Genomic DNA, 20,717 nt, shown 5'->3' with positions numbered 1-20,717 from the left:
GCGCGCGTCGACCAGCTGGCGCAGCGCCAGGTACAGCCGGCCGCTGGCGCTCACACCATCGTGGCGCCATGCCAGCAAGCTGTCATCGAACGCGGGACGCTGCAGCCAGCGGCTGTCCATCGCCCGGTCGGCCCGCTGCGTGTAGCTGTGATCGTTGGTCATGCCCAGTTCATCGCCCATGTACAGCACGGGCAAGGCGCCAAAGCTCAAGGCCAGGCCATGCAGCAGCAGCAGGCGCCGCAACGCGTATTCCTGCTCCTGCACCGTGGCGGCGCTTTCCAGCCCGGCCAGCGAGGCCGCCATGCCGTTGCTGCCATGCGCCTTGTCGGCGCTGCTGCTCTGGAAGGCGGCGCCGCGTGCATAGCTGCCGGGCGCGCCGGCAAAAAACTGCGCGATGCGGGCCAGGCGCGCCGGCCCGTTCGCACCCGCTTCATTGAGCAGCACGTTCCAGCCGATGTCGTCATGGCAGCGCACATAGCTGAGCCAGCTGGCGGCCGGCGGCAGCGGCGGCGTGGCCGCGATCACCAGCTGCAGCAAGTCCGTGCTTTCTTCGGCCAGCGCGCCCCAGCCGGCGGCCATCAGGCTGCTGTGATAGGCGATATGGCATTCGGGCGCCGCATCGCTGCCAAAATAGGCAGGCAGTTTGGGCGTGGGCACGATGGCTTCGGCCTTGAGCAGCACGCCCGGCGCGACGATGGCGGCAATCGCCCGTAACGCTTGCAGCAGGCTGTGGGCTTCGGGCTGGTTCATGCAGTCCGTGCCTTCGCGCTTCCACAGGAAGGCCGTCGAATCGAGGCGGAACACCTCGATACCCTTGTTGGCCAGGCCCAGCATGGCACCCGCCATGGCCGCGAAGACGGCCGGATTGGCGTAATTCAGATCCCACTGATACGGGTAAAACGTGGTCCAGACCCAGCGCTCAAGCTCCGGCACGAACGTGAAATTGCCGGGCGCCGCTTGCGGGAAAACCTGGCCCACGGTGCGCTCGTAGCGGTCCGGCTGCACGCGGTCGGGATAGGTGTGGAAAAAATCGCGCAGCAGCGGATCGCCGGCCTTGGCGCCCAATGCCCACGCATGGTCATCGGCCACGTGGTTGAGGATCAGGTCCGAGCACAGGCTGATGCCGGCTGCGCGCAGCTGCACCGTCAACGCCAGCAAGTCGGCATTGCTGCCCAGCGCGGGATCGACTTCCTCAAAGCTGGCGACGGCAAAACCGCCATCGCTTTCGCCGGCACGCGGCCGCAAAAACGGCAGCAAGTGCAGATATGTGACGCCCAGTTCGCGCAGGTGGGCAATGCGCGCCGCCACGCCCTGCAGGCTGCCGCCGAAACGCTGCACATACGCGCTGTAACCGAGCATGGACTGGCTGGCAAACCAGTCCGACTGCGCTTCGCGCTGCGCATCCTGCTGCCGCAGCGCGGGGGCGCGCGCCGCGTACAGCCGCCCCACGCTTTCCATCAGCTCGCCCAGCCAGGGCAGGAAGTCCGGCCGCTGGCCATACAGGCTGCCCAGACGGTCGAGCAAGACCGCCTCCTGGCGCGCATAGCGGCGCGCCGCATCGTCGCGCAAGTGCGTGGGGAGCGGCGCGAGCAGGCGCGCCAGGGGGCTGCGTATCGACATCATGAATCCTATCCTTGCTTAAAATGCGTATTTCAGGCTGACCTTGACGGCACGCCCCGTGATCGAGCGGGCCGCATGGCCGTCGCCCTCGACTTCCGTATAGCCGATTTTGTTGAGCAGATTGTTCGCCGTCAGCGCCACCTGCAATTGCGGCGTGAGCTGGTAATTGACGAAGGCGTTGAGCACCTGGTAGGCGGGCAAGGTGATCGTGTGCGCATCGTCGCCCCACGACTTGCCCGTGCCAATCAGGCTGGCGCCCAGGGTGGCGGCTCCCCATTCATAGGTGGGCGCGATCTGGTACACGACACGCGCCTGGCGCCGCGGCGTATTGCCGATCAGCGCCACGTCGGCCGCCGCCGTGCCCGTGATCTCCGCATCCGTGAACGTCAGGCCGCCATTGATGCGGAAGTCGCCGGCGCTGTAGGCCGCTTCCACTTCCACGCCCTTCGCTTCATAGCTGTTGGCCGTGCGCAGCTGGGTGGTCGCTTCGTAATTGCTTTCCTTCGTCTTGGCCTGGAACACAGTGACAAAGGTACTCAGGGGACCACGCCGCCATTTCACGCCGCCTTCGAGCTGGCGCACGGTGTTGATCGCCACAGGCACGCTGCCATCGAGCGGTGTGCCGAACAGGATGCGGTCGGCATTGAAAGCCACGCCCTCGCTGACGCGGGCAAACACGGCCAGATTCGCTTGCAGCTTGTAGTTCGCGCCCAGCGAGTACGAAGTGTGGCCCAAGGTGTAGTCGACCCGCTGCAGCGTCGACGGCAGATAGGCTTGCGCGCCAGTGGCCTGGTTGGCCGTGCCGCTCGCATGCTGGCGGTCGCGCCGCAGGCCGCCGTCGAGATTCAGCGCACCGCTTTCCCAGGCCAGGTTCAGGTACGGCGACGTCGTGCGGTATTGCATATCGACGGCGCGCGAGCAGCAGGCGCCGAAGGCCGGACCGATGTAGCCAGGCGTGCTGCTGGCCGTTTGCAGCAGCGCCGGCTGGTCGCCCGTGGCCTGCATCAGGTATTCATTGAAGTTCCAGGTCAGGCCCAGCTTTTGCTGCGACAGGTACAGGCCGGCCGTGGTGGTCAGCTTGCCGCTGGCGAGCACAAACGTCTTGGCCAGCTTGGTATCGCTCAGGGTATTGCTGGCGTCGTCGATCGAGGTGTTGAACACCACGGCGGAAAACGCGCGGCCCGTGTAGGGCTTGCCCTGGTTCGGGCCGCGGGCAAACACATAACTGCCGTCGCTGCCGTTATTCGACGGAAAGACGCCGATGAAGCGCCCGGAATTGTCGGCGTAGCGGAAGTTTTCGCTCACGCTCCAGCCTTGCCCCAGCTTGAACGACGCTTCCAGACCAACGGTATCGCTTTTGACGTGCAAACCGTCGTTGACGCGGGTGGCCACGCGCTGGTTATCCTTGTTCAGTACCATGTCGGGCACCCAGTACGGCGAATAGAAGCTGGCCTTGCGCGGGTCGATGCCGGCGATTTCCCCGATGCGGCCATTGCGCACGCTGACCGGCACGGGCAAGGCCGTGGGCGACTGGTCGTCAAGGTGCTTGAACGACAGGCGCACGAAGCCGCTGTCGAATTCATGCGTGACATTGCCGCGGATCTGGCCGCCCTTTTCGCTGTTGACGCCACTGTGGCGGATGCCTTCGCCCGTGCGCCAGGAGCCGCCGATGAAGAAGCGCGTGCGCTCCGAAATCGGTGCGCCATAATCAAAATCGACCCTCGTCTGGTCGTAACCCAGGCCGCGGCTGATGGCCACGCTGCCGCCCTTCTCCTTGCCATTCTTGCTGATGAAATTGATGATGCCGCCCGGCGAATTGGTGGCCAGGGTGGAAGCCGAACCGCCGCGCACCACTTCCAGGTGGTCGAGCGTGGAATCGATCTTGACGAAGCTGTCGGGCGTCGTGAAGTTGAAGTCGCCGAACTGCAGCACGGGCAAGCCGTCTTCCTGGATCTGCACATAGCGCGCGCCGCCGGCGGAGATGGGCAGGCCGCGCACGGTGATGTTGGCATTGCCTTCGCCACCCGAGGATTCGGCGCGCAAGCCCGGCACCGAGCGCAGGACTTCGGCGGCGCTGGTCGGTGCGTTGTGCAGGATGGTGTCGAGCTCCATGCTGCTGACGGAATTGCTTGATTTCATTTTGGACGTGCCGCCGGTGGTGCCCGTGACGACGATGCGTTCCAGGTTCAAGCCATCGGCGGGGGCGGCGCTGGCGCTGGCGGCGGCCGATTGTGCCTGGGCGGCGCCCAGTTGCAGCATGGCCAGGGCGACGGCGGCGGCCATGCCGCCGCGTTGTGCAGTACGTGCGTTCATCTTGTCTCCAGTGTTGTATGCCGATACATCGAGGTATCCGCTTGTTATGAGTCCTGGCCGCCGCATGCCGTGGCGCGCTGGCTGAGCCGGTACGCCATTATTCAACGAATAAGAATTTATTGCAATCGATTGCAATCGAGCGCTGCAACATGGATTTTATGTTGTTTTCAAGAGAATTTTACGGGTGATACAGAGATAAACATGCGGGATATGAGGCGAATACGAAGGTTTTCATGCTGCGGCGCAGCATGAAAATAAACGGATAAATTTGAATTTATTGCAATCGGTTGCAATCAGAGGCAACGCGCGCTTCAGCGGCCCGAGGCGCGTACGATCAGCTCGGTCGGCAATTGCTGCGATGGCACAGGCGCGCCGTCGACCAGCGCCAGCAGCGAAGCCACCAGCGCGCGTCCGGCGGCGCGGATCGGCTGGCGTACGGTGGTCAACGGCGGATGGAAATATGCGGCCAGTTCGATATCGTCGTAGCCGACCACGGCCACCTGTTCCGGCACGGCCACGCCGCGCGCGCGCAGGGCGTTGATGGCGCTCATGGCCAGCAAGTCGCTGCAGGCAAAGATGGCGTCGAACGGCAACTGGCGGTCCAGCAGTTCCTGCACGTCCGTCGCGCCGCCCTGCGGCAGGAAAGAGCCGGCCACGTACAGTTGCGGGTCGGGCGCCAGCCCTTGCGCGGCCAGCGCCTGCGCATAGCCCGCGTGGCGCTGCGCCACCTCGGGCAGCTTGGCGTCGCCAAAGAAGGCGATGCGCCGGCGCCCCGCCGCCAGCAAGTGTTCCGTGGCCAGCCTGCCGCCGGCGACGTTATCGCCGCCGACGGTGCAATACAGCTGCTGCGGCAATTGCGCGCCCCACACGACGATGGGCACCTGGCGCGCGGCCAGCTGGTTCAGTTGTTCATGATGGCGCCACTGGCCGATCAGGATGATGCCGATCACACGGCCGCTGTCGAAGGACAGGGCGGCGGCATCGAGCGTTTCGGCATCCACGCGCGAAATGAGCATGTCGAAGCCCTGCTCCGTCAGCGCATCGGCCAGGCTGCCCAGCATGCTCAGAAAAAAAGGATCGGACAGGTGCTGGCGCGTGGCCGCGTCATACGGCACCACCACGCCCACCGTGCGGTTCTGCTTCAGGCGCAGGTTTTGCGCGCCGATATTGATGGAATACTTGAGCGAACGGGCCAATGCGATGACGCGCGCGCGCGTCTCTTCATTGACCAGCGAACTGCCGCTCAGCGCGCGCGACACGGTGGACGTGGACACGCCGGCCAGGCGCGCGATATCGGCCATCTGCAGACGTTGCTGCGCCTTCGGGTCGGAAGCGGTCATCGTGCGCTCACTGCGGCACGGTGTCCTTGAACGACTGCCGCTCGGACAGTTTGTCGAACAGGCGCGCCAGCGCCGGGTGATCCGCGCGCCAGTCGATTTCCGGGAAGCGGAAACTGAGCCAGCCCAGGGCGCAGCCCACGGCCACGTCGGCCAGGGTGTAGTTCTTGCCGGCGCAATAGGCGCTCTCGCCCAGGCGTGATGCCAAAGCCGCCAGGCCCAGGGTGACTTTTTCCAGCTGGCGCGCGATCCAGGCCGCGCTTTGCTGCTCGGGCGGACGCTGCGTGCGCTCCAGGCGCACCAGCACACCGGCGTCAAGGATGCCGTCGGCCAGCGCTTCCCAGTTCTTGATGTCGGCCCGCTCGCGGCCATTGCCGCCGGCCGGCAGCAGCTTGCACACGGGCGTGAGCGTGTCGAGGTATTCGACGATGACTTTCGAATCGATGAGCGTGCTGCCATCCTCCATCACCAGGCAGGGAACCTTGCCCAGGGGATTGGCCTGCGCGATGCGGGTTTCCGGCACCCAGACGTTTTCCAGCTCGAAGACATAGTCGAGCTTTTTTTCCGCCAGCACGATACGGGCTTTGCGGACATACGGGCTGGCGAGGGAACCGATCAGTTTCATAGACACTTTAAGAGGAAGGGGCAGCGGTCAGTATAGCATCGGCGGCAGCGGCATTTGGCAACGCGCGCGTCCGCCCGGCCCGGTGTGGCGGGCAAGCCGCATCGGCCGTCCTTGCGGACCCTTTATCGTCATTTTCCCGCCTGCGGCGCGCCATGCGGCGGCGGATGCGGCCCTGGCGGTGGTAAAATCGCCGTTTATCGTGGTGCGCCACCATGACCGCGCTCACGCCAGCGCTACCCTCCCCGCGCGCCACACGCCAACCGTTTCTTTAACTTGCGTCCGCTCTCATGACTTCTACTACTCCGTATTCCACGCTGTCGGCCCTGTCTCCTCTCGATGGCCGCTACGCCAGCAAGACCGACCTGCTGCGCCCGATCCTGTCCGAAGCCGGTTTCATGCACCACCGCGTGAAAGTGGAAATTTCTTGGTTGCAAGCGCTGTCGCAAGCCGGTTTCGCGGAAATCAAGCCGTTCTCGGCAGAAGCGAATGCCCTGCTCGACAAGATGGCGTCCGACTTCTCGGAAGCCGACGCGGCCCGCATCAAGGCCATCGAAGCGGTCACCAACCATGACGTCAAGGCCGTCGAGTACTGGCTGAAGGAACAAGTGGCGGACGTGCCGGAACTGGTGGCGGCGTCGGAATTCATCCATTTCGCCTGCACCTCGGAAGACATCAATAACACCTCGCACGGCATGATGCTGAAAGCGGCCCGCGATGGCGTGATGCTGCCCGCGTTGAACGGCCTGGTGGCCAAGCTGAAACAGATCGCGCATGACAACGCGGATGTGCCGATGCTGTCGCGCACGCACGGCCAGACGGCCAGCCCGACCACCCTGGGCAAGGAATTCGCCAACGTCGTGGCCCGTTTGCAGCGCGCCGTGAAACGCATCGAACAAGTGGAAATCCTCGGCAAGATGAATGGCGCCGTCGGCAATTACAACGCCCATTTGTCCGCCTACCCGTCGTTCGACTGGCCGGCGTTTTCGCAAGCCGTCATCGAACAGCGCCTGGGCCTGGTGTTCAATCCGTACACCATCCAGATCGAGCCGCACGATTACATGGCCGAGCTGTTCGACGCCTTCGCGCGCGCCAACACCATCCTGCTGGACCTGAACCGCGACATCTGGACGTATGTCTCGCTGGGCTACTTCAAGCAGAAATTGAAAGCGGGCGAAATCGGTTCGTCGACCATGCCGCACAAGGTCAACCCGATCGACTTCGAAAACTCCGAAGGCAACCTGGGCCTGGCCAATGCCGTGCTGAAACACCTGTCGGAAAAACTGCCCGTCTCGCGCATGCAGCGCGACTTGACCGACTCGACCGTGCTGCGCAACATCGGCGTGGGCCTGGGCTACACCCTGCTGGCCTATGACAGCTGCCTGCGCGGCCTGAACAAGCTGGAAGTGAACCACGCGCGCCTGGCGCAAGACCTGGATGCGACGTGGGAAGTGCTGGCCGAGCCCGTGCAAACCGTGATGCGCCGCTACGGCATCGAAAATCCGTACGAGCAGCTGAAAGAGCTGACGCGCGGCAAGGGCATCTCGAAAGAGGCGCTGCAAACCTTCGTCAACGGCCTGGCCATCCCGCAAGATGCCAAGGACGTGCTGCTGACCATGACGCCGGCGAACTACATCGGCATCGCGGCGCTGCTGGCCAAAGCCATTTAAGCCCTCAAGCTGCTTAAGTAGTTTCCACATCGGGATCGCCACATCCCACTCCTGCGGGGCGGCCAGCACACAAATGCTGGCCGCCCCGCGGTTTTTCCGCCATTCTTTCTTGTAGAATCTCCAGCACGCAGCGCAATTTGCTTTTCTTTGGTATATTAGGATTAATTAGTCCTAACACGTACTACTTTCAAGAAAGCTTCGCCGATGCAACGCTACACCACCACCGCCATCATCCTGCACTGGCTGACGGCCTTGCTGATCATCAGCGCCTTCATCATGGGCCTGGTCATGGTCGACATTCCCGGCCTGACGCCGACCAAGCTCAAATATTTCTCGTGGCACAAATGGCTGGGCGTGACCGTACTGGCCATCGCCGCCATCCGCTTGCTGTGGCGCAAGGCCAACGTGCCGCCGCCGCATCCTGCCAGCATGGTTGCCTGGCAAAAGAAGGCGGCCGACGCCATGCACGTGCTGCTGTACATCCTGATCTTCGCCGTGCCCGTTTCCGGCTACCTGTACACCCTGGCCGCGGGCGTCCCCGTGGTCTACCTGGGCCTGTTCCAGTTGCCAGTCATCATGGCGCCGAACCCGGAACTTAAGCCACTTTTAAAAGACATTCATTATGTTCTGAACATGACGATGGCCGCCGCCGTGGCCGCCCATGTACTGGCGGCGCTGAAGCACCAGTTCATCGACCGCGACGGTGTGCTCAAGCGCATGCTGCCTTAAGACCCACTTGCTCACTGAAACTCCAGGAAAAAATAAGATGAAAACCACCCAACGCATCGTCCTCGCTTCCCTGCTGGGCCTGTCCGTGGCCGCCACCGCCGCCACCCTGCTGAAAGTCGACCCCGCCAAGACCAGCGTCTCGGCCGTGTTCAAGCAAATGAACGTGCCCGTGGAAGCGAAGTTCAAGAAATTCAATATCGCCATCGATTACAACCCGGCCACGCCGGACGCGTCGAAAGCGTCGGTGGAGATCGAAACGGCCAGCATCGATATCGGCGACCCCGAGTACAACAAGGAAGTGGCCAAGAAAGAGTGGTTCAACTCGGCACAGTTCCCGAAAGCCACCTTTGTTTCGAGCAACATCAAGGCCGCCGGCGCGGGCAAGCTGACGGTGACAGGCAAGCTGAGCATCAAAGGCAAGACCAGCGACGTCACCTTCCCGCTGACGGTGAAAGCCGACGGCGGCAAATACACCTTCGACGGCGCCCTGCCGATCAAGCGCCTGACCTATAACATCGGCGAAGGCGAGTGGAAGGACACGAGCATGGTCGCCGACGAAGTCACCATCAAGTTCCACGTCGCCGCGCAGTAAAGCCTGAGAAAACGTCCATGACTGCGTTGCTCTTGCCTCGTCGTACTATTCGTACTGCCTTCGGCAAGGCGCCTTGTCCTGAACGTTTTTCAGGCCTTACCAAAAACAACACCACCACCCTTTAGGATCTACATGAATTTTTCGCACTTGATGATCGCCGTCCTGGCAGCCGCCAGCGCGGGTTCGGCCATGGCCGCTGCCGAGACCTACAACCTCGACCAGACGCACACTTTCCCCAGCTTTGAAGCCGATCACATGGGCATGTCCGTGTGGCGCGGCAAGTTCAACAAGACCAAGGGTACCGTGGTCCTCGACCGTGCCGCCAAGACTGGCAGCCTGGACCTGGTCATCGATGCCGATTCGATCGACTTCGGCCTGGACGCCATGAACACGCACGCGAAAAAGGCGGACATGTTCAATGTGGAAAAGTTCCCTGAAATCACCTACAAGAGCAAATCGTTCAAGTTCAATGGCGACCAGCTGGTGGAAGTCGACGGCGAACTGACGCTGCTGGGCGTGACCAAGCCCGTCAAGCTGAACGTGAGCAAATTCAAGTGCATCATGCACCCGCGCTACAAGCGCGAAGTATGCGGCGCCGACGCCACGGCCGAATTCAAGCGCAGCGACTTTGGCCTGAACTACGGCTTGCCGGCTTTCTCGCCGGAAGTCAAACTGGCCATTCAAGTGGAAGCCATCAAGGCCGACTAAGCATCGTCAGGCCCGCAGCTTGCCGTATCCCAAGCCCGCCTCGCTGCCCGCAGCCAGGCGGGCTTTTACATGGGAACACGAATCCGCTGGACTTTTCTATCGTGCGGCATCAGTATCGATTTGCCATGATGTTTTTCTACTACGGCATACCCACCCATCCATTGCGCGGAGGATTACATGAATTTCATTATCTGGATCGTTATTGGCGGCGTCATCGGCTGGCTGGCCAGCATGGTCATGAAGACCAATGCGCAACAGGGCATCTTCCTCAATATCGTCGTCGGCATCGTCGGCGCCTTCCTGGGCGGCTGGCTGCTGGCGCCCCTGTTCGGCACGGGCACCATCAACAGCGACAACTTCAGCCTGTCCTCGCTGCTGGTCTCGTTCCTGGGCGCCGTGATCCTGCTGGGCATCGTGAATCTCTTACGCCGGGGCAAAATACGCTAAGCCGGACGGAACAAAGGCACGCTGGCCGGGCCGCGCAGGCGCCCGGCCATTTTTATTGCCGCCAAAACAATTGTCTGGACAATACCACAGTCGCCGGCACGCAAACATGCGCGTTGCCAGCTGGTTTTCGCCCTTGCGCAGGCATGGAAAGTTTACATTCAGGCATTACTCTTGAGCATACCCTGAGGAAAATGTCATTGACTAGTCACAGTCCGATACGGATACTCTAGGTCGCCCGCTGAGAAAACCACTGGGTACGCACGCTGATTCCGACTTCCCACCATGTAAAAAGACAAGAAATCGAATGAAAAAATCTCTAATCGCGCTCGCCATCCTGAGCAACTTCGCACACGCCGACGAAGGCATGTGGATGCCCCAACAGCTGCCACAAGTAGCCAAGGAACTGAAAGCGGCCGGACTGAAACTGGACCCGACCACCCTGACCAAGCTGACCGAGTTCCCGATGGGCGCCATCGTCAGCCTGGGCGGCTGCTCGGCCTCGTTCGTCTCGCCGCAAGGCCTGGTTGCCACCAACCACCATTGCGTCTACAACAGCGTGGCGGTCAACTCGACCAAGGAGCGCGATTTGCTGGCCAACGGTTTCCTGGCCAAGACGTTTGCTGAAGAATTGCCGGCCGCCCCAGGCAGCCGCATCTTCGTCACCTCGGCCGTGACCAATGTCAGCGAGCAGATCATCACGCCGGCCGTGGCCAAGCTGCAAGGCAAGGCACGCATCGACGCGATCGAGAAAAACCAGAAGCAACTGGTTGCCGCATGCGAAAAAGAAGCGGGCTTCCGCTGCACCGTGTCGAGCTACTACGGCGGCCTGGAGTTCTACCTGATCAAGCAACTGGAAATCCGCGACGTGCGCCTGGTGCATGCACCACCGGCCGGCGTGGGCAAATTCGGCGGCGACACCGACAACTGGATGTGGCCACGCCACACGGGCGACTACGGTTTCTACCGCGCCTATGTCAGCAAGGACGGCAAAGCTGCCGACTTCAGCAAGGACAACGTGCCCTACCAGCCAAAACACGTGCTGAAACTGGCCAAGGATGGCTTGAAAGAAGGCGATTTCGTCATGGCGCTGGGCTATCCAGGCCGCACCAACCGTCACCGCCTGCCATCGGAAGTGGCGTTCACGTTTGACTGGAACTACCCGGCCTTCGTGAAAGCGTCGGGCGAAACCCTGGCCATCATCGCGCGCGAAACCAAGGACAACAAGGATGTTGCCCTGAAATACGCAGGCCAAGTAGCCGGCGTAAACAATTACTACAAGAACCGCCAGGGTATGCTGGACTCGTACGCGGGCAGCGACTTCCTGGCGCGCAAGACGGCAGAACACGAAGCGATGAAAACCTGGGTCAATGCCAATCCTGCCCGCAAGGCAGAGTTTGCCGGCGACATCGAGCAAGTGGAAAAGCTGATCGCCGAGCGCGATGCCGACACCAAGCGCGATTTCTTCCTGGGTTACGCGCAGCCACGCCTGCTGAACACGGCACGCAGCCTGTACCGCCTGTCCAATGAAAGCACCAAGGCCGACGCGGAACGCAAGTCCGGCTACCAGACGCGCGACTTGCCACGCCTGGAAGCGGGCATCACGTCGGTCGAGCGCACCTACGATGAAAAAGTCGACAAGGCGCTGGTACTGAACAGCCTAGCCAAGTATGCCGCCCAGCCGGCAGCACAGCGCCGCGCCAGCTTCGACGCCGCCATCGGCATCAAGGATGGCATGTCGCAAGCCGACCTGGCTGCCGCCCTGGACAAACTGTATGCTGGCAGCAAGCTGGCCGACAAGGCCGAGCGCGCAGCATGGTTGAAACGCACGCCAGCCGAATTCCAGGCCAGCAAGGACAGCTTCATCCAGGCAGCGGTGGCCATGTACCCGGATTCGCTGAAGAGCGAAGCGGAAGACGAGGAACTGGCCGGCAAGATCCAGCAAGCCTACGCCAACTACATGAAAGCGAAAATCGCCTTCATGAAGAGCAAGGGCCAAGCCGTCTACCCTGACGCCAACAGCACCCTGCGCGTCACGTTCGGCAAAGTGGCCGGCCGCGACCATGGCGCCGACGGCACCACCTGGACCGCGTTCACCACCGTCAATGGCGTGGTGGCCAAGGCCACGGGCGAAGGCGAGTTCAATGCACCAGCGAAACAACTGGCCGCGATCAAAGCCAAGGACTTCGGCAAATTTGTCGATCCGAAGCTGAAAACCGTGCCGGTCGACTACCTGGCGACCCTGGACATCACCGGCGGCAACTCCGGTTCGGCGGCCCTGAACGCCAAAGGCGAATTCATCGGCCTGGCCTTCGACGGTACCCTGGATTCCATCATTTCCGATTGGGACTACAACAAGGCCAACACCCGTTCGATCCAGGTCGACCTGCGCTACATGCTGTGGAACATGAAACACATCGACCACGCGGACAACCTGCTGAAGGAAATGGGCGCTGAATAACAAGAAGCAATAACCCGGCAACGGGCGCTTTAAGCTGAGCCACTCCTGCGGGAGTGGCTTTTTTTCGCCTAGCGTTTTACCTTGGTGAAACGGTAAGGCACGGCTTGCTCCTCGCCAAACACTTGCACCCGGCCACTTCCCAGCGGCAACATGACCCGCCGGCCCTCTTGCAGCAGCAAGGCCAGGTCGGCGCCTGGAAAGCGCTGCGCCAGCAGCGGATAGGCTTGCCGCTCGATAGGCACGGCGGGAATCACGAGGCGGTAGTCGCCATCGCCGAAGTCCAGCAGCAAGGCGGGCGCATCGCCAGGTCCCGGCAAGGCAGTGATGCGCAGGCGCGCATTGCCTTTGATGAGTTCGACGGCGGACCACAGGGCCACGTCGCGCAGCAGGGTGCCCGCCTGCAGGCGCGGCGCCTGGCCCCTGCTCGCCGAGCCCAGCAAGACGTCGGCTGGCTCGGTGGATACGGCCCCATCGACGGCCAGCAACCAGCCCCGGTAGCGTATCAACGCACCCTGCGCGGCAGCCGTGACGGACCCGCCCTGCGCCACCGCTCCCTTTGCTGCTGGCAAGCGCAAGGGCGCCGCCTGCGCCGCCAGGCACGCCCACCACACCAGTGCCGCCATCGCCATCTTGCCCATGCCGCCTCCCGTGCGCGTGAAACGTATTCATAACACAAGTACTGCAACAGGCTCCTGCGGCGCCTCAAGGCGGGGGCGCCGGTGCTACAATTGGCGCCTAGCGGGCGTACTTATCCAGCGCGCCTTCCCCCTCCCAGACTCAGACCGCTATGCAATCAGACTTGCGCACGACCTACGAACTCGGTAACCACAACCAGACCACGACCTGGCTGGAATGCATCACCTTCTACAAAGATCTCGCCGCACGCTACCCGCAAGTGCTGCATTTCGAACAGATCGGCCTGTCCGACTCGGGCGTGCCCATCCATGCTGGCGTCGTCAGCGCGGACGGCGTATTCGACCGCGAACAGATCAAGCGCGAAGGCCGCACCGTGTTCTTCAACAATAACGGCATCCACCCGGGCGAACCGGAAGGCATCGACGCCTGCATGGCCATCGTGCGCGACCTCTGCACGCAGCCAGCGCGCCTGGCGGCGCTGGGCAAGACCGTACTGCTGTTTATTCCGATCTACAACGTCGACGGCAGCCTGAACCGCGCCAATACGTCGCGCGTGAACCAGGATGGCCCGGAGCAATTCGGTTTCCGTGGCAATAGCCGCCACCTGGACCTGAACCGCGATTTCATCAAGTGCGACAGCCTGAACGCGCAAGTGTTCAACCGCCTGCTGGCCAGCTGGGACCCGGACGTGATGGTCGACACGCACACGTCGAACGGCGCCGACTACCCGTACACGATGACCCTGATCCATACGCAGACGGATAAGCTGGGCAACGGCCTGGGACCGTTCCTGCAAGACACCATGCTGCCGCACATCTTTGCGCACATGGAACAGGCGGGCTGGCCCACCTGCCCCTACGTGAATCCCGTCAAGGACAGCCCCGACCACGGCATCGCCGAATTCCTCGAAGTGCCCCGCTTCTCGACGGGTTTTGCGGCCTTGCACCACGTCATCGGTTTCATGCCGGAAACGCACATGCTGAAACCGTTTGCCGACCGCTATGCGTCCATGCGCACGCTGCTCGACATCACCATGGCATTCACGGTGCAACACGGCGAACAGATCAAGCAGTTGCGCGCGCAAGCCAAGGCGGCGGGACGCACGCAAGCCGAATGGCCGATCCACTGGGCCATGAACGAAGAGCAACCGTCGACCTTCCCCTTCAAGGGCTATGCGGCGCAATACACGCCTAGCGTGCTGGGCGACTACCAGCGCCTGTCGTATGACCGCTCACAGCCGTGGGAACGCGATATCGCCTATTACAACCGCTTCGATGCGGACGTCACCGTCGCGGCGCCGAAAGCGTATATCGTGCCGCAGGCGTGGCGCGAAGTCATCGAACGCCTGCGCTGGAACGGCGTCGAAATGTCACGCATTACCGCCGAACAGACGGTAACGGCGCGCTACTACCACATCAGCAACGTCGGCACGCGCGCCACCGCCTACGAAGGCCACATGTTCCACGACACGGTCGAACTGGAAGCGCGCACGGGGCAATTCACAGTGCAGGCCGGCGATTATGTAGTATCCCTGGAGCAGGACAACGCGCGCTACGCCGTGGAAACCCTGGAGCCGCAGGCGCACGACAGCTTCTTCCGCTGGGGCTTCTTCAACAGCGTGCTGGAAAAGAAAGAAGCGTTTTCCGATTACGTGTTCGAAGACATGGCGTCCGAACTGCTGCGTGACGAGCCGGCCCTGGCGGCCAGGTTCGCCGACTGGAAAGCGGCGAACCCTGCACTGCTGAGCAATCAGGAAGCAGTACTGGACTTCATTTTTGAACACTGCCAGCGCTTTGCCGAGCCGGAATGGCGGAGATACCCGGTCATCGCCCTGATGTAACTCAGGGGCTGTAGCGAATGCAACATCCTGGCGCCGCATCGGAGACCCCGGTGCGGCGCCTCTTTCTGTGCCCTGCCCACAAGGTAATCCCATGCACTACGCACTGAACCTGCGCACCTTCATTTACAGCCATTATTTTTACCTGGGCTTGCGCGTGGCCATCGGCCTCGTCGGGCTGGCCTTGCTGACCCAGGAAATCAGCGACAGCGCCACCGCCATGACGGTGTGCATCGGCGCCCTGTGCACGACCCTGATGGACATGCCCAGTCCCCTGCGCCACAAGTTCAACGAGATGCTGGCCTCGGTGCTGCTGTGCAGCGCCGTGACCTTATTGATCAGCCTGTGCGGCCCCGTGCAATGGCTGTTGATGACGGTGCTCGTGCTGGTGAGTTTCCTGGCCAGCATGATGGTGGTGTACGGCAAGAAATCCATGCCCTTGCAACTGGCCGCCCTGTTCATCATGACCATGTCGATGGAGCACCAGATGACGTGGCAGCAATCGTTCCACCACGCGGGCCTGTTCATGCTGGGCGGCCTGATCTATCTGGCTTACGCCATGGCCATCGCCTGGGTCTTGCGCCACCGCATCAAGCAGCAAGTGCTGGCCGAAGCCCTGTTCGAACTGGCCGCCTACATCGACATCAAGGCCGATTTCTACGACACGCGTTTTAACCTGACGGAACAGTTCAACAAGCTGGTGCGCCATCAGAGCATCCTGGCCGACCGCCAGCAGGCGTCCCGTGATTTGATACTGCGCAGCCACAAGAACAGCAAGGACGCCATCGTCGTGCAGGTGCACGTCTGCATGCTCGATCTGTATGAACTGATACTCTCGACGCACACGGATTACGCGCTGCTGCGCCAGCACCTGGCCGACTCCGACGTCTTGACCTCGCTGCACGACCTGGCCTACAAGGCGGCGCGCGACATCGAATCCGTCGCCTACGCTGTCACGCGCAAGCGCGCCTCGTATGCGCAGATCAGCTATGACAAGGAATGGGCCGACATCGAAGCGGAAATTGCGCGCCTGCAGGCAAAAGGCGACAGCGCGCAAGAGGCGCTGGCCACCTTGCGCGCACAGCGCAACAAGATCCGCGCCATTTTAAAGATGATCGCCGAACTGCACCTGGCCAGCCAGAAAGTCTCGGCCAATGTGCCGTTCTGGAGCGGCGCGGACATGGCGCCGTTCCTGTCGCAGCAAAAGTACGAATTGAAAACCCTGCTGGCTAACTTGCGCCTGGACTCGCCCGTGTTCCGCTTCGCGCTGCGCGTCTCGATGGCCATTTCCGTGGGGTTGCTGATCGGCCACTGGCTGCCGTATGCGGCGCACAGCTACTGGATCGTGCTCACCATCGTCATCATCCTGCGCCCCACCTTCAGCATGACGCGCCAGCGCCGCGCCGACCGCATCATCGGCACCATCATCGGCTGCGTGGTGACGGCCATCGTGATCCGTTTCGTGCACAGCAATATCGTGCTGATGGCCATTTTATTCCTCTCCATCGTGGCCACGCCCACCTTCATTTACTTGCGCTACCGCTACACGGCCATTGCCGTGAGCCTGATGATCTTGCTGCAAATGCACCTGGTGGCGCCCAGCAATCCGAACCTGGTCAGCGAACGCCTGATCGATACCCTGATCGGCGCGGCGGTCGCTACCGTGTTCAGCTTCGTGCTGGCCAACTGGGAATACCAGAGCCTGCCTCGCCTGGTGCGCCAGGTACTGAACGTGAACCTGTCGTACATGCAAGCCAGCTTCGCGCTGCTGCAAGGCAAATGCTTCGATGATTTCGCCTATCGCATCGAACGCAAGCGCTTGATGGACAGCCTGGCGGCGCTCAGCTCGGCGCTGGTGCGCATGCTCGATGAACCGGCCAGCAAGCAGCGGGCCGTGGAAGACATCAACCTGTTCATCGTGCAAAATTACTTGCTGGTGGCCCACGTGGCGGCGCTGCGCTCGATCCTGGGGCGCCATGCCAGCCAGCTTCCCGTCGCGCCCGTCAACGCCCTGCTTGGCCACAGCCATACGCAAGTGTGTCTGACCCTGTCGCGCGCGCTGGACCAGCTCGACAACAAGGCCGCCATCAGCGCACCGCTGGCGGCCCCTGCCGCGCCGCCCGTCAGTGAAGTGGACTGGTCCGGCTGGCCACTGGTCAAAAGACGCATCCGGCTGTTGCAGGCGGATGCCGACAAGATCGTTGTGCATAGCGCGGCGATCGTGCATATCGTGGCGCCAAGATAATTTTTTTCAGCCGCCTGGGCGCAAGTGGTGTCATCAGGAGGTCATCTGGCCTGTCTATGCTGCGTTGGTTTTTCCACTTCCAGCCAAGGCATTCCATGCACGCATTTCCCCTGACCCGGCGCCTGCCACTGGCGCTGGCCATCAGCGCCGCCCTCGCCCTCGCCGCTTGCGGCGGTTCCGATTACCAGGACACGGCGCTCGTCATTCCCGCCGCGCCCGCCGACCAGGGCGCGCCCGATACGGCGCCGCCTTCGGCCACGGCGATTCCCTTTGTCGACAATGTCGCCAGCAATCAGCGCGGCGATGCGCGCTACGCGACGGCCGCCACGAATGCGGGCGTGCGCGTCTTGATCGGCATGCTCGACATCTGGAAACCGCTGACGGAAATCGTTGATGCCGGCGTCTCGGCACCAGCCGTGGACGGCTTTCCCGCAGTCGTGCCCTCCGCCTGGACGGGCGTGCCCAACGATGGCACGCCTGGCGGCACCATCGTCAATGCCAGCGTGCACAACGCAAATATCGATTTCGTCGTCAAAGCCACCACCAGCCGCACGCCGGCGCAGGAACTGGCCGCCTATCTGGATGACCGCCGCGGCAAGGGCTACAGCATCACCGACGGCATGGGGCCGTTGACGGATGCCTGGCGCAGCGCGGCACGCCAGACCACCAGCATCACCGACATCGCGCCAGACGCGACAGGCAAGCTCTACAACGACAGCGGCAGCAACACGGGTGTGGCCGGCAGCAGCAATGCCGAATTCGGCAACGTGGTGGGCCTGATCAATGCGATGGGCAACAATGGCTCGACGGAACCGGCCAAGCGTTTCTACAAATATGCGCGCCCCTTCCGCTGGAGCAGCAATGTGGCCGTGATCCCGGCCCTGCTGCCGGCCAGGAGCGCCACGCCCGCCACCGATGGCGGCTTTACCAGCGGCCACTCGGCCGAAGCCGTGCGCGGCGCCCTGGGCATGGCGTATGCGTTGCCCGAGCGCTACCAGGAAATGGTGGCCCGCGGGCTGGAACTGGGCGAAAACCGCATCATCGCCGGCATGCATTCGCCGCTCGACGTGATCAGCGGGCGGGTGCAGGCGCAGGCCATCGTCGCCGCCAACCTGCTCGACCCGACCACGGCCGCCACCAAGGCCGCCGCCGTGACGCAGGCGCACACGACCCTGATGGCGAAAACCGGCACCACGGCCGACACATTTTATGACTACGCCCATTCGGGTAGCAGCGCCAACGACCGTTTTTCGGACTACGCCAGCACCAAGGCCGCCTACATCCGCCGCCTGACCTTCGGTTTCGCGCAGACGGGCGCCACCAATGCAGCGGCGAACGTGCCGAAAGGCGCGGAAGTCTTGCTGGAAACGCGCTTGCCGTATCTGTCCGACGCGCAGCGCCGCGTGGTGCTGAAAACAACAGCCTTGCCATCGGGCTACCCCGTGATGGACGATGCTGAAGGCTGGGGCCGCTTGAACCTGTTTGCCGCCGCCGACGGCTATGCCGTCTTCACGGGCAATGTAGTGGTAGCCATGGATGCGGCCAAGGGCGGCTTTAATGCCGTCGACCGCTGGCGCAACGACATCAGCGGCACGGGCAAGCTGAACAAGCAAGGCAGGGGTACCCTCAAGCTGGGCGGCAACAATAGCTGGAGCGGCGGCACGCAGCTGGAAGGGGGCCGGCTGGAAGCCAATTCCGCCACGGCGTTCGGCAAGGGCGACGTGTATGTCAGCGGCGGCACCCTGGTCAGCAATGCCCAGTCCGGCCTGGCGCTGGCCGGCAAGTACACGCAGCTGGCCACCGGCAATCTGGAATTGAAACTGGGTAGCGGGCAGCAAGGCCACCTGAGCGTGGCGGGCCAGATGACGGTGGCCGGCGGCAGCCTGAAAGTGACGTTCCAGAACGGCTACAAGCCGGCCGCCGGCACCACCGTGAATGTGCTCGCCGCGTCCAGCCTGAAAGGCAAGTTCGACAGCATCACGGTCGACGGCTTCAAGGTGACGCCGACGTACACGGAGACGGGCTTGCAGCTGCGCCTGGACGTTTAAGCTACTTCAGGTAGCGCTCGAACCAGCCGACGGTGCGCTGCTGCAGGTCGCGCTGGTGCTCGGGCTTGCGGAAGGAATGGCCTTCGCCGTCATAGATGAACAGGCTGGACGGCACGCCCATGGCACGCAGGCCATTCCAGAATTCCAGCGACTGGGCGGCCGGCGTTTCCACGTCGCGTTCGCCCACATAGATCAGGGTCGGCGTCTTCGCCGCCTTGATCGATTCGATCGGCGAGGCCTTGCGGTAGACGGCCGGATCGTCATACGCGGAAGCGCCGAAGAACGGGATCATCCACTGGTTGATGCCGTTCTGGCCGTAATAGCTGATCCAGTTCGACACGCCCGCGCCCGCCACGGCCGCCTTGAAGCGGTCGCTGTGCGTGACGCCCCACATGGTCATAAAGCCGCCATACGAATGGCCGATCAGGCCCAGGCGCTGGCCATCGACGGGCGCCGCTTTTTCCACCGCATCGATGCCGGCCAGGATGTCGCGCCAGTCGCCGCCGCCAAAGTCCGCCATGTTGGCGCGCGTAAAAGCCTGGCCCTGGCCAAAGCTGCCGCGCGGATTGGGCAGGAAGACAAAATAGCCTTTCTGCGTCAGTTCGTGGATCAGGGTGCCCGCTCCCACGTAGCGGGGCGAGGCGGCCGCGCCGGGGCCGCCATGCACGTTGACGATCATCGGGTAGCGCTTGCCCGCCGCCACCTTCAATGGCCCCAGCAGCCAGCCCTGCGCCTTGTATTGCTCGTTGCTCCAGCCCACGTTCTGTACCGTCAGCTGCGGCGCAAAGCCGTCATTGTCATGCGTGATCTGTTTCAGCTGGCGCACGGGTCCCGCCACCAGGTGGCTGGCGTGCGTAAAATCTTCCTGCGCGGCAGCGGCCCGCTGGCCGTCGGCGCTGAACGACAAGCGCCCATCGCTGCCGCTGCTGCTGAGCTCGCCGAGCATCACAGCTTGGCTGGGGCCGGTCTGCGCATCAACAGGCACCAGCGCCAGCTGCGAATCGATCAGCGCCGTCGCCAGCAGGCCGGCACCGCGCCAGGCGACGCCATTGAAGGTGCCGCGGTAGTCTGGTGTCAGGTTGCGCGGCGTGCCGCCGGCCAGCGGCACCGTGTAGATATCGCCGCCGATGGAGCCGAAGTCGCTCATCAGGCCGCCGATAAAGGCCACCGTCTTGCCATCCGGCGAAACGGACGGCAGGTTCAGCTGCATGGCCGGGGCAGCGATCACGCGCAAGGCGCCGGTGGCCGCATCAATATGGCTGAGCTTGGCCACCCACCAGTTGCTGTCGCCATTGCCCTGCGCGCTGGTGGCCACGAAGCCGCGTCCATCGGGCGTCCAGCTGTATTCATACACATAGGTGTCGTCGGGCGACAGCAGGCGCAGCGCGCCGCCGCCGGCCGGCACCACCGCGATGCGCTGGGCATCGTCATCGCGGCCCACCTCGCCCACCTGGC

Annotated in this window: 15 protein-coding genes; 9 read left to right on the top strand and 6 right to left on the bottom strand. The window is 62.9% G+C overall.

Features of this window, described 5'->3' with window-relative positions:
- From JaAD80_RS07760 to JaAD80_RS07745, 4 genes are all read right to left on the bottom strand, one after another.
- On the bottom strand, positions 1 to 1,623 hold a 1,623-nt coding region (locus JaAD80_RS07760; RefSeq protein WP_258002862.1), incomplete at its 3' end, for an alpha-amylase family glycosyl hydrolase.
- Positions 1,624 to 1,638: 15 nt separating this feature from the next.
- Entirely contained in the window at positions 1,639 to 3,933 is a 2,295-nt protein-coding gene (locus JaAD80_RS07755; protein WP_102293651.1) for a TonB-dependent siderophore receptor, read from the bottom strand.
- A gap of 311 nt (positions 3,934 to 4,244) precedes the next feature.
- Positions 4,245 to 5,273, bottom strand: a complete 1,029-nt coding sequence (locus JaAD80_RS07750; RefSeq protein ID WP_258002861.1) for a LacI family DNA-binding transcriptional regulator — start codon at positions 5,271 to 5,273, stop codon at positions 4,245 to 4,247.
- 7 nt (positions 5,274 to 5,280) lie between these two features.
- Entirely contained in the window at positions 5,281 to 5,895 is a 615-nt protein-coding gene (locus tag JaAD80_RS07745; RefSeq protein WP_102293650.1) for a glutathione S-transferase N-terminal domain-containing protein, read from the bottom strand.
- A gap of 287 nt (positions 5,896 to 6,182) precedes the next feature.
- On the opposite strand from JaAD80_RS07745, the gene purB reads away from it, so the two are divergent.
- The 6 genes from purB (at position 6,183) to JaAD80_RS07715 (ending at position 12,496) form a co-directional block, all read left to right on the top strand.
- Positions 6,183 to 7,562, top strand: coding sequence for an adenylosuccinate lyase (gene purB, locus JaAD80_RS07740; protein WP_102293649.1), 1,380 nt, complete (start codon positions 6,183 to 6,185; stop codon positions 7,560 to 7,562).
- A 204-nt stretch (positions 7,563 to 7,766) separates the two neighbouring features.
- The gene (locus tag JaAD80_RS07735; RefSeq protein ID WP_102293648.1) at positions 7,767 to 8,291 is read left to right on the top strand and encodes a cytochrome b; all 525 of its coding nucleotides are present in this window, start codon (positions 7,767 to 7,769) and stop codon (positions 8,289 to 8,291) included.
- A 37-nt stretch (positions 8,292 to 8,328) separates the two neighbouring features.
- Positions 8,329 to 8,883: a YceI family protein gene (locus JaAD80_RS07730; protein ID WP_102293647.1), complete on the top strand. Its 555-nt coding sequence runs from the start codon at positions 8,329 to 8,331 to the stop codon at positions 8,881 to 8,883.
- A gap of 132 nt (positions 8,884 to 9,015) precedes the next feature.
- The gene (locus JaAD80_RS07725) at positions 9,016 to 9,591 is read left to right on the top strand and encodes a YceI family protein (protein ID WP_102293646.1); all 576 of its coding nucleotides are present in this window, start codon (positions 9,016 to 9,018) and stop codon (positions 9,589 to 9,591) included.
- Positions 9,592 to 9,768: 177 nt separating this feature from the next.
- Positions 9,769 to 10,038: a GlsB/YeaQ/YmgE family stress response membrane protein gene (locus JaAD80_RS07720; RefSeq protein WP_076571892.1), complete on the top strand. Its 270-nt coding sequence runs from the start codon at positions 9,769 to 9,771 to the stop codon at positions 10,036 to 10,038.
- A 304-nt stretch (positions 10,039 to 10,342) separates the two neighbouring features.
- Positions 10,343 to 12,496 (top strand): S46 family peptidase, encoded by a 2,154-nt coding sequence (locus JaAD80_RS07715; RefSeq protein ID WP_102293645.1) that lies wholly within the window; start codon positions 10,343 to 10,345, stop codon positions 12,494 to 12,496.
- A gap of 68 nt (positions 12,497 to 12,564) precedes the next feature.
- Here JaAD80_RS07715 and JaAD80_RS07710 read toward each other — a convergent pair whose 3' ends face one another.
- Positions 12,565 to 13,134 (bottom strand): hypothetical protein, encoded by a 570-nt coding sequence (locus JaAD80_RS07710; RefSeq protein WP_102293644.1) that lies wholly within the window; start codon positions 13,132 to 13,134, stop codon positions 12,565 to 12,567.
- A gap of 149 nt (positions 13,135 to 13,283) precedes the next feature.
- On the opposite strand from JaAD80_RS07710, the gene JaAD80_RS07705 reads away from it, so the two are divergent.
- From JaAD80_RS07705 to JaAD80_RS07695, 3 genes are all read left to right on the top strand, one after another.
- Entirely contained in the window at positions 13,284 to 14,972 is a 1,689-nt protein-coding gene (locus tag JaAD80_RS07705) for a M14 family zinc carboxypeptidase (RefSeq protein WP_102293643.1), read from the top strand.
- 91 nt (positions 14,973 to 15,063) lie between these two features.
- A complete protein-coding gene (locus JaAD80_RS07700) occupies positions 15,064 to 17,214 on the top strand; it encodes an FUSC family membrane protein (RefSeq protein WP_102293642.1) in 2,151 nt (716 codons plus the stop codon).
- Between the two features lie 95 nt (positions 17,215 to 17,309).
- Positions 17,310 to 19,262, top strand: a complete 1,953-nt coding sequence (locus tag JaAD80_RS07695) for a phosphatase PAP2 family protein (protein ID WP_102293641.1) — start codon at positions 17,310 to 17,312, stop codon at positions 19,260 to 19,262.
- 1 nt (position 19,263) lies between these two features.
- Here JaAD80_RS07695 and JaAD80_RS07690 read toward each other — a convergent pair.
- On the bottom strand, positions 19,264 to 20,717 hold a 1,454-nt coding region (locus JaAD80_RS07690), incomplete at its 5' end, for a S9 family peptidase (RefSeq protein ID WP_102293640.1).

Origin of the sequence: Janthinobacterium sp. AD80 (genome assembly GCF_002878455.1) — a bacterium.
Taxonomy (GTDB): Bacteria; Pseudomonadota; Gammaproteobacteria; order Burkholderiales; family Burkholderiaceae_D; genus Janthinobacterium.
The sequence above is the reverse complement of the archived record's forward strand: the minus strand, read 5'-3'. Positions and strand labels throughout refer to the sequence as shown.

Excerpts from the sequence above, each read along its gene's own strand:
- JaAD80_RS07755 (WP_102293651.1), bottom strand. The coding sequence starts at position 3,933 with ATGAACGCACGTACTGCACAACGCGGCGGCATGGCCGCCGCCGTCGCC.
- JaAD80_RS07745 (WP_102293650.1), bottom strand. The coding sequence starts at position 5,895 with ATGAAACTGATCGGTTCCCTCGCCAGCCCGTATGTCCGCAAAGCCCGT.
- JaAD80_RS07730 (WP_102293647.1), top strand. The coding sequence starts at position 8,329 with ATGAAAACCACCCAACGCATCGTCCTCGCTTCCCTGCTGGGCCTGTCC.
- JaAD80_RS07715 (WP_102293645.1), top strand. The coding sequence starts at position 10,343 with ATGAAAAAATCTCTAATCGCGCTCGCCATCCTGAGCAACTTCGCACAC.
- JaAD80_RS07720 (WP_076571892.1), top strand. The coding sequence starts at position 9,769 with ATGAATTTCATTATCTGGATCGTTATTGGCGGCGTCATCGGCTGGCTG.
- JaAD80_RS07700 (WP_102293642.1), top strand. The coding sequence starts at position 15,064 with ATGCACTACGCACTGAACCTGCGCACCTTCATTTACAGCCATTATTTT.
- JaAD80_RS07695 (WP_102293641.1), top strand. The coding sequence starts at position 17,310 with ATGCACGCATTTCCCCTGACCCGGCGCCTGCCACTGGCGCTGGCCATC.
- JaAD80_RS07750 (WP_258002861.1), bottom strand. The coding sequence starts at position 5,273 with ATGACCGCTTCCGACCCGAAGGCGCAGCAACGTCTGCAGATGGCCGAT.
- JaAD80_RS07735 (WP_102293648.1), top strand. The coding sequence starts at position 7,767 with ATGCAACGCTACACCACCACCGCCATCATCCTGCACTGGCTGACGGCC.
- JaAD80_RS07710 (WP_102293644.1), bottom strand. The coding sequence starts at position 13,134 with ATGGGCAAGATGGCGATGGCGGCACTGGTGTGGTGGGCGTGCCTGGCG.
- JaAD80_RS07705 (WP_102293643.1), top strand. The coding sequence starts at position 13,284 with ATGCAATCAGACTTGCGCACGACCTACGAACTCGGTAACCACAACCAG.
- purB (WP_102293649.1), top strand. The coding sequence starts at position 6,183 with ATGACTTCTACTACTCCGTATTCCACGCTGTCGGCCCTGTCTCCTCTC.
- JaAD80_RS07725 (WP_102293646.1), top strand. The coding sequence starts at position 9,016 with ATGAATTTTTCGCACTTGATGATCGCCGTCCTGGCAGCCGCCAGCGCG.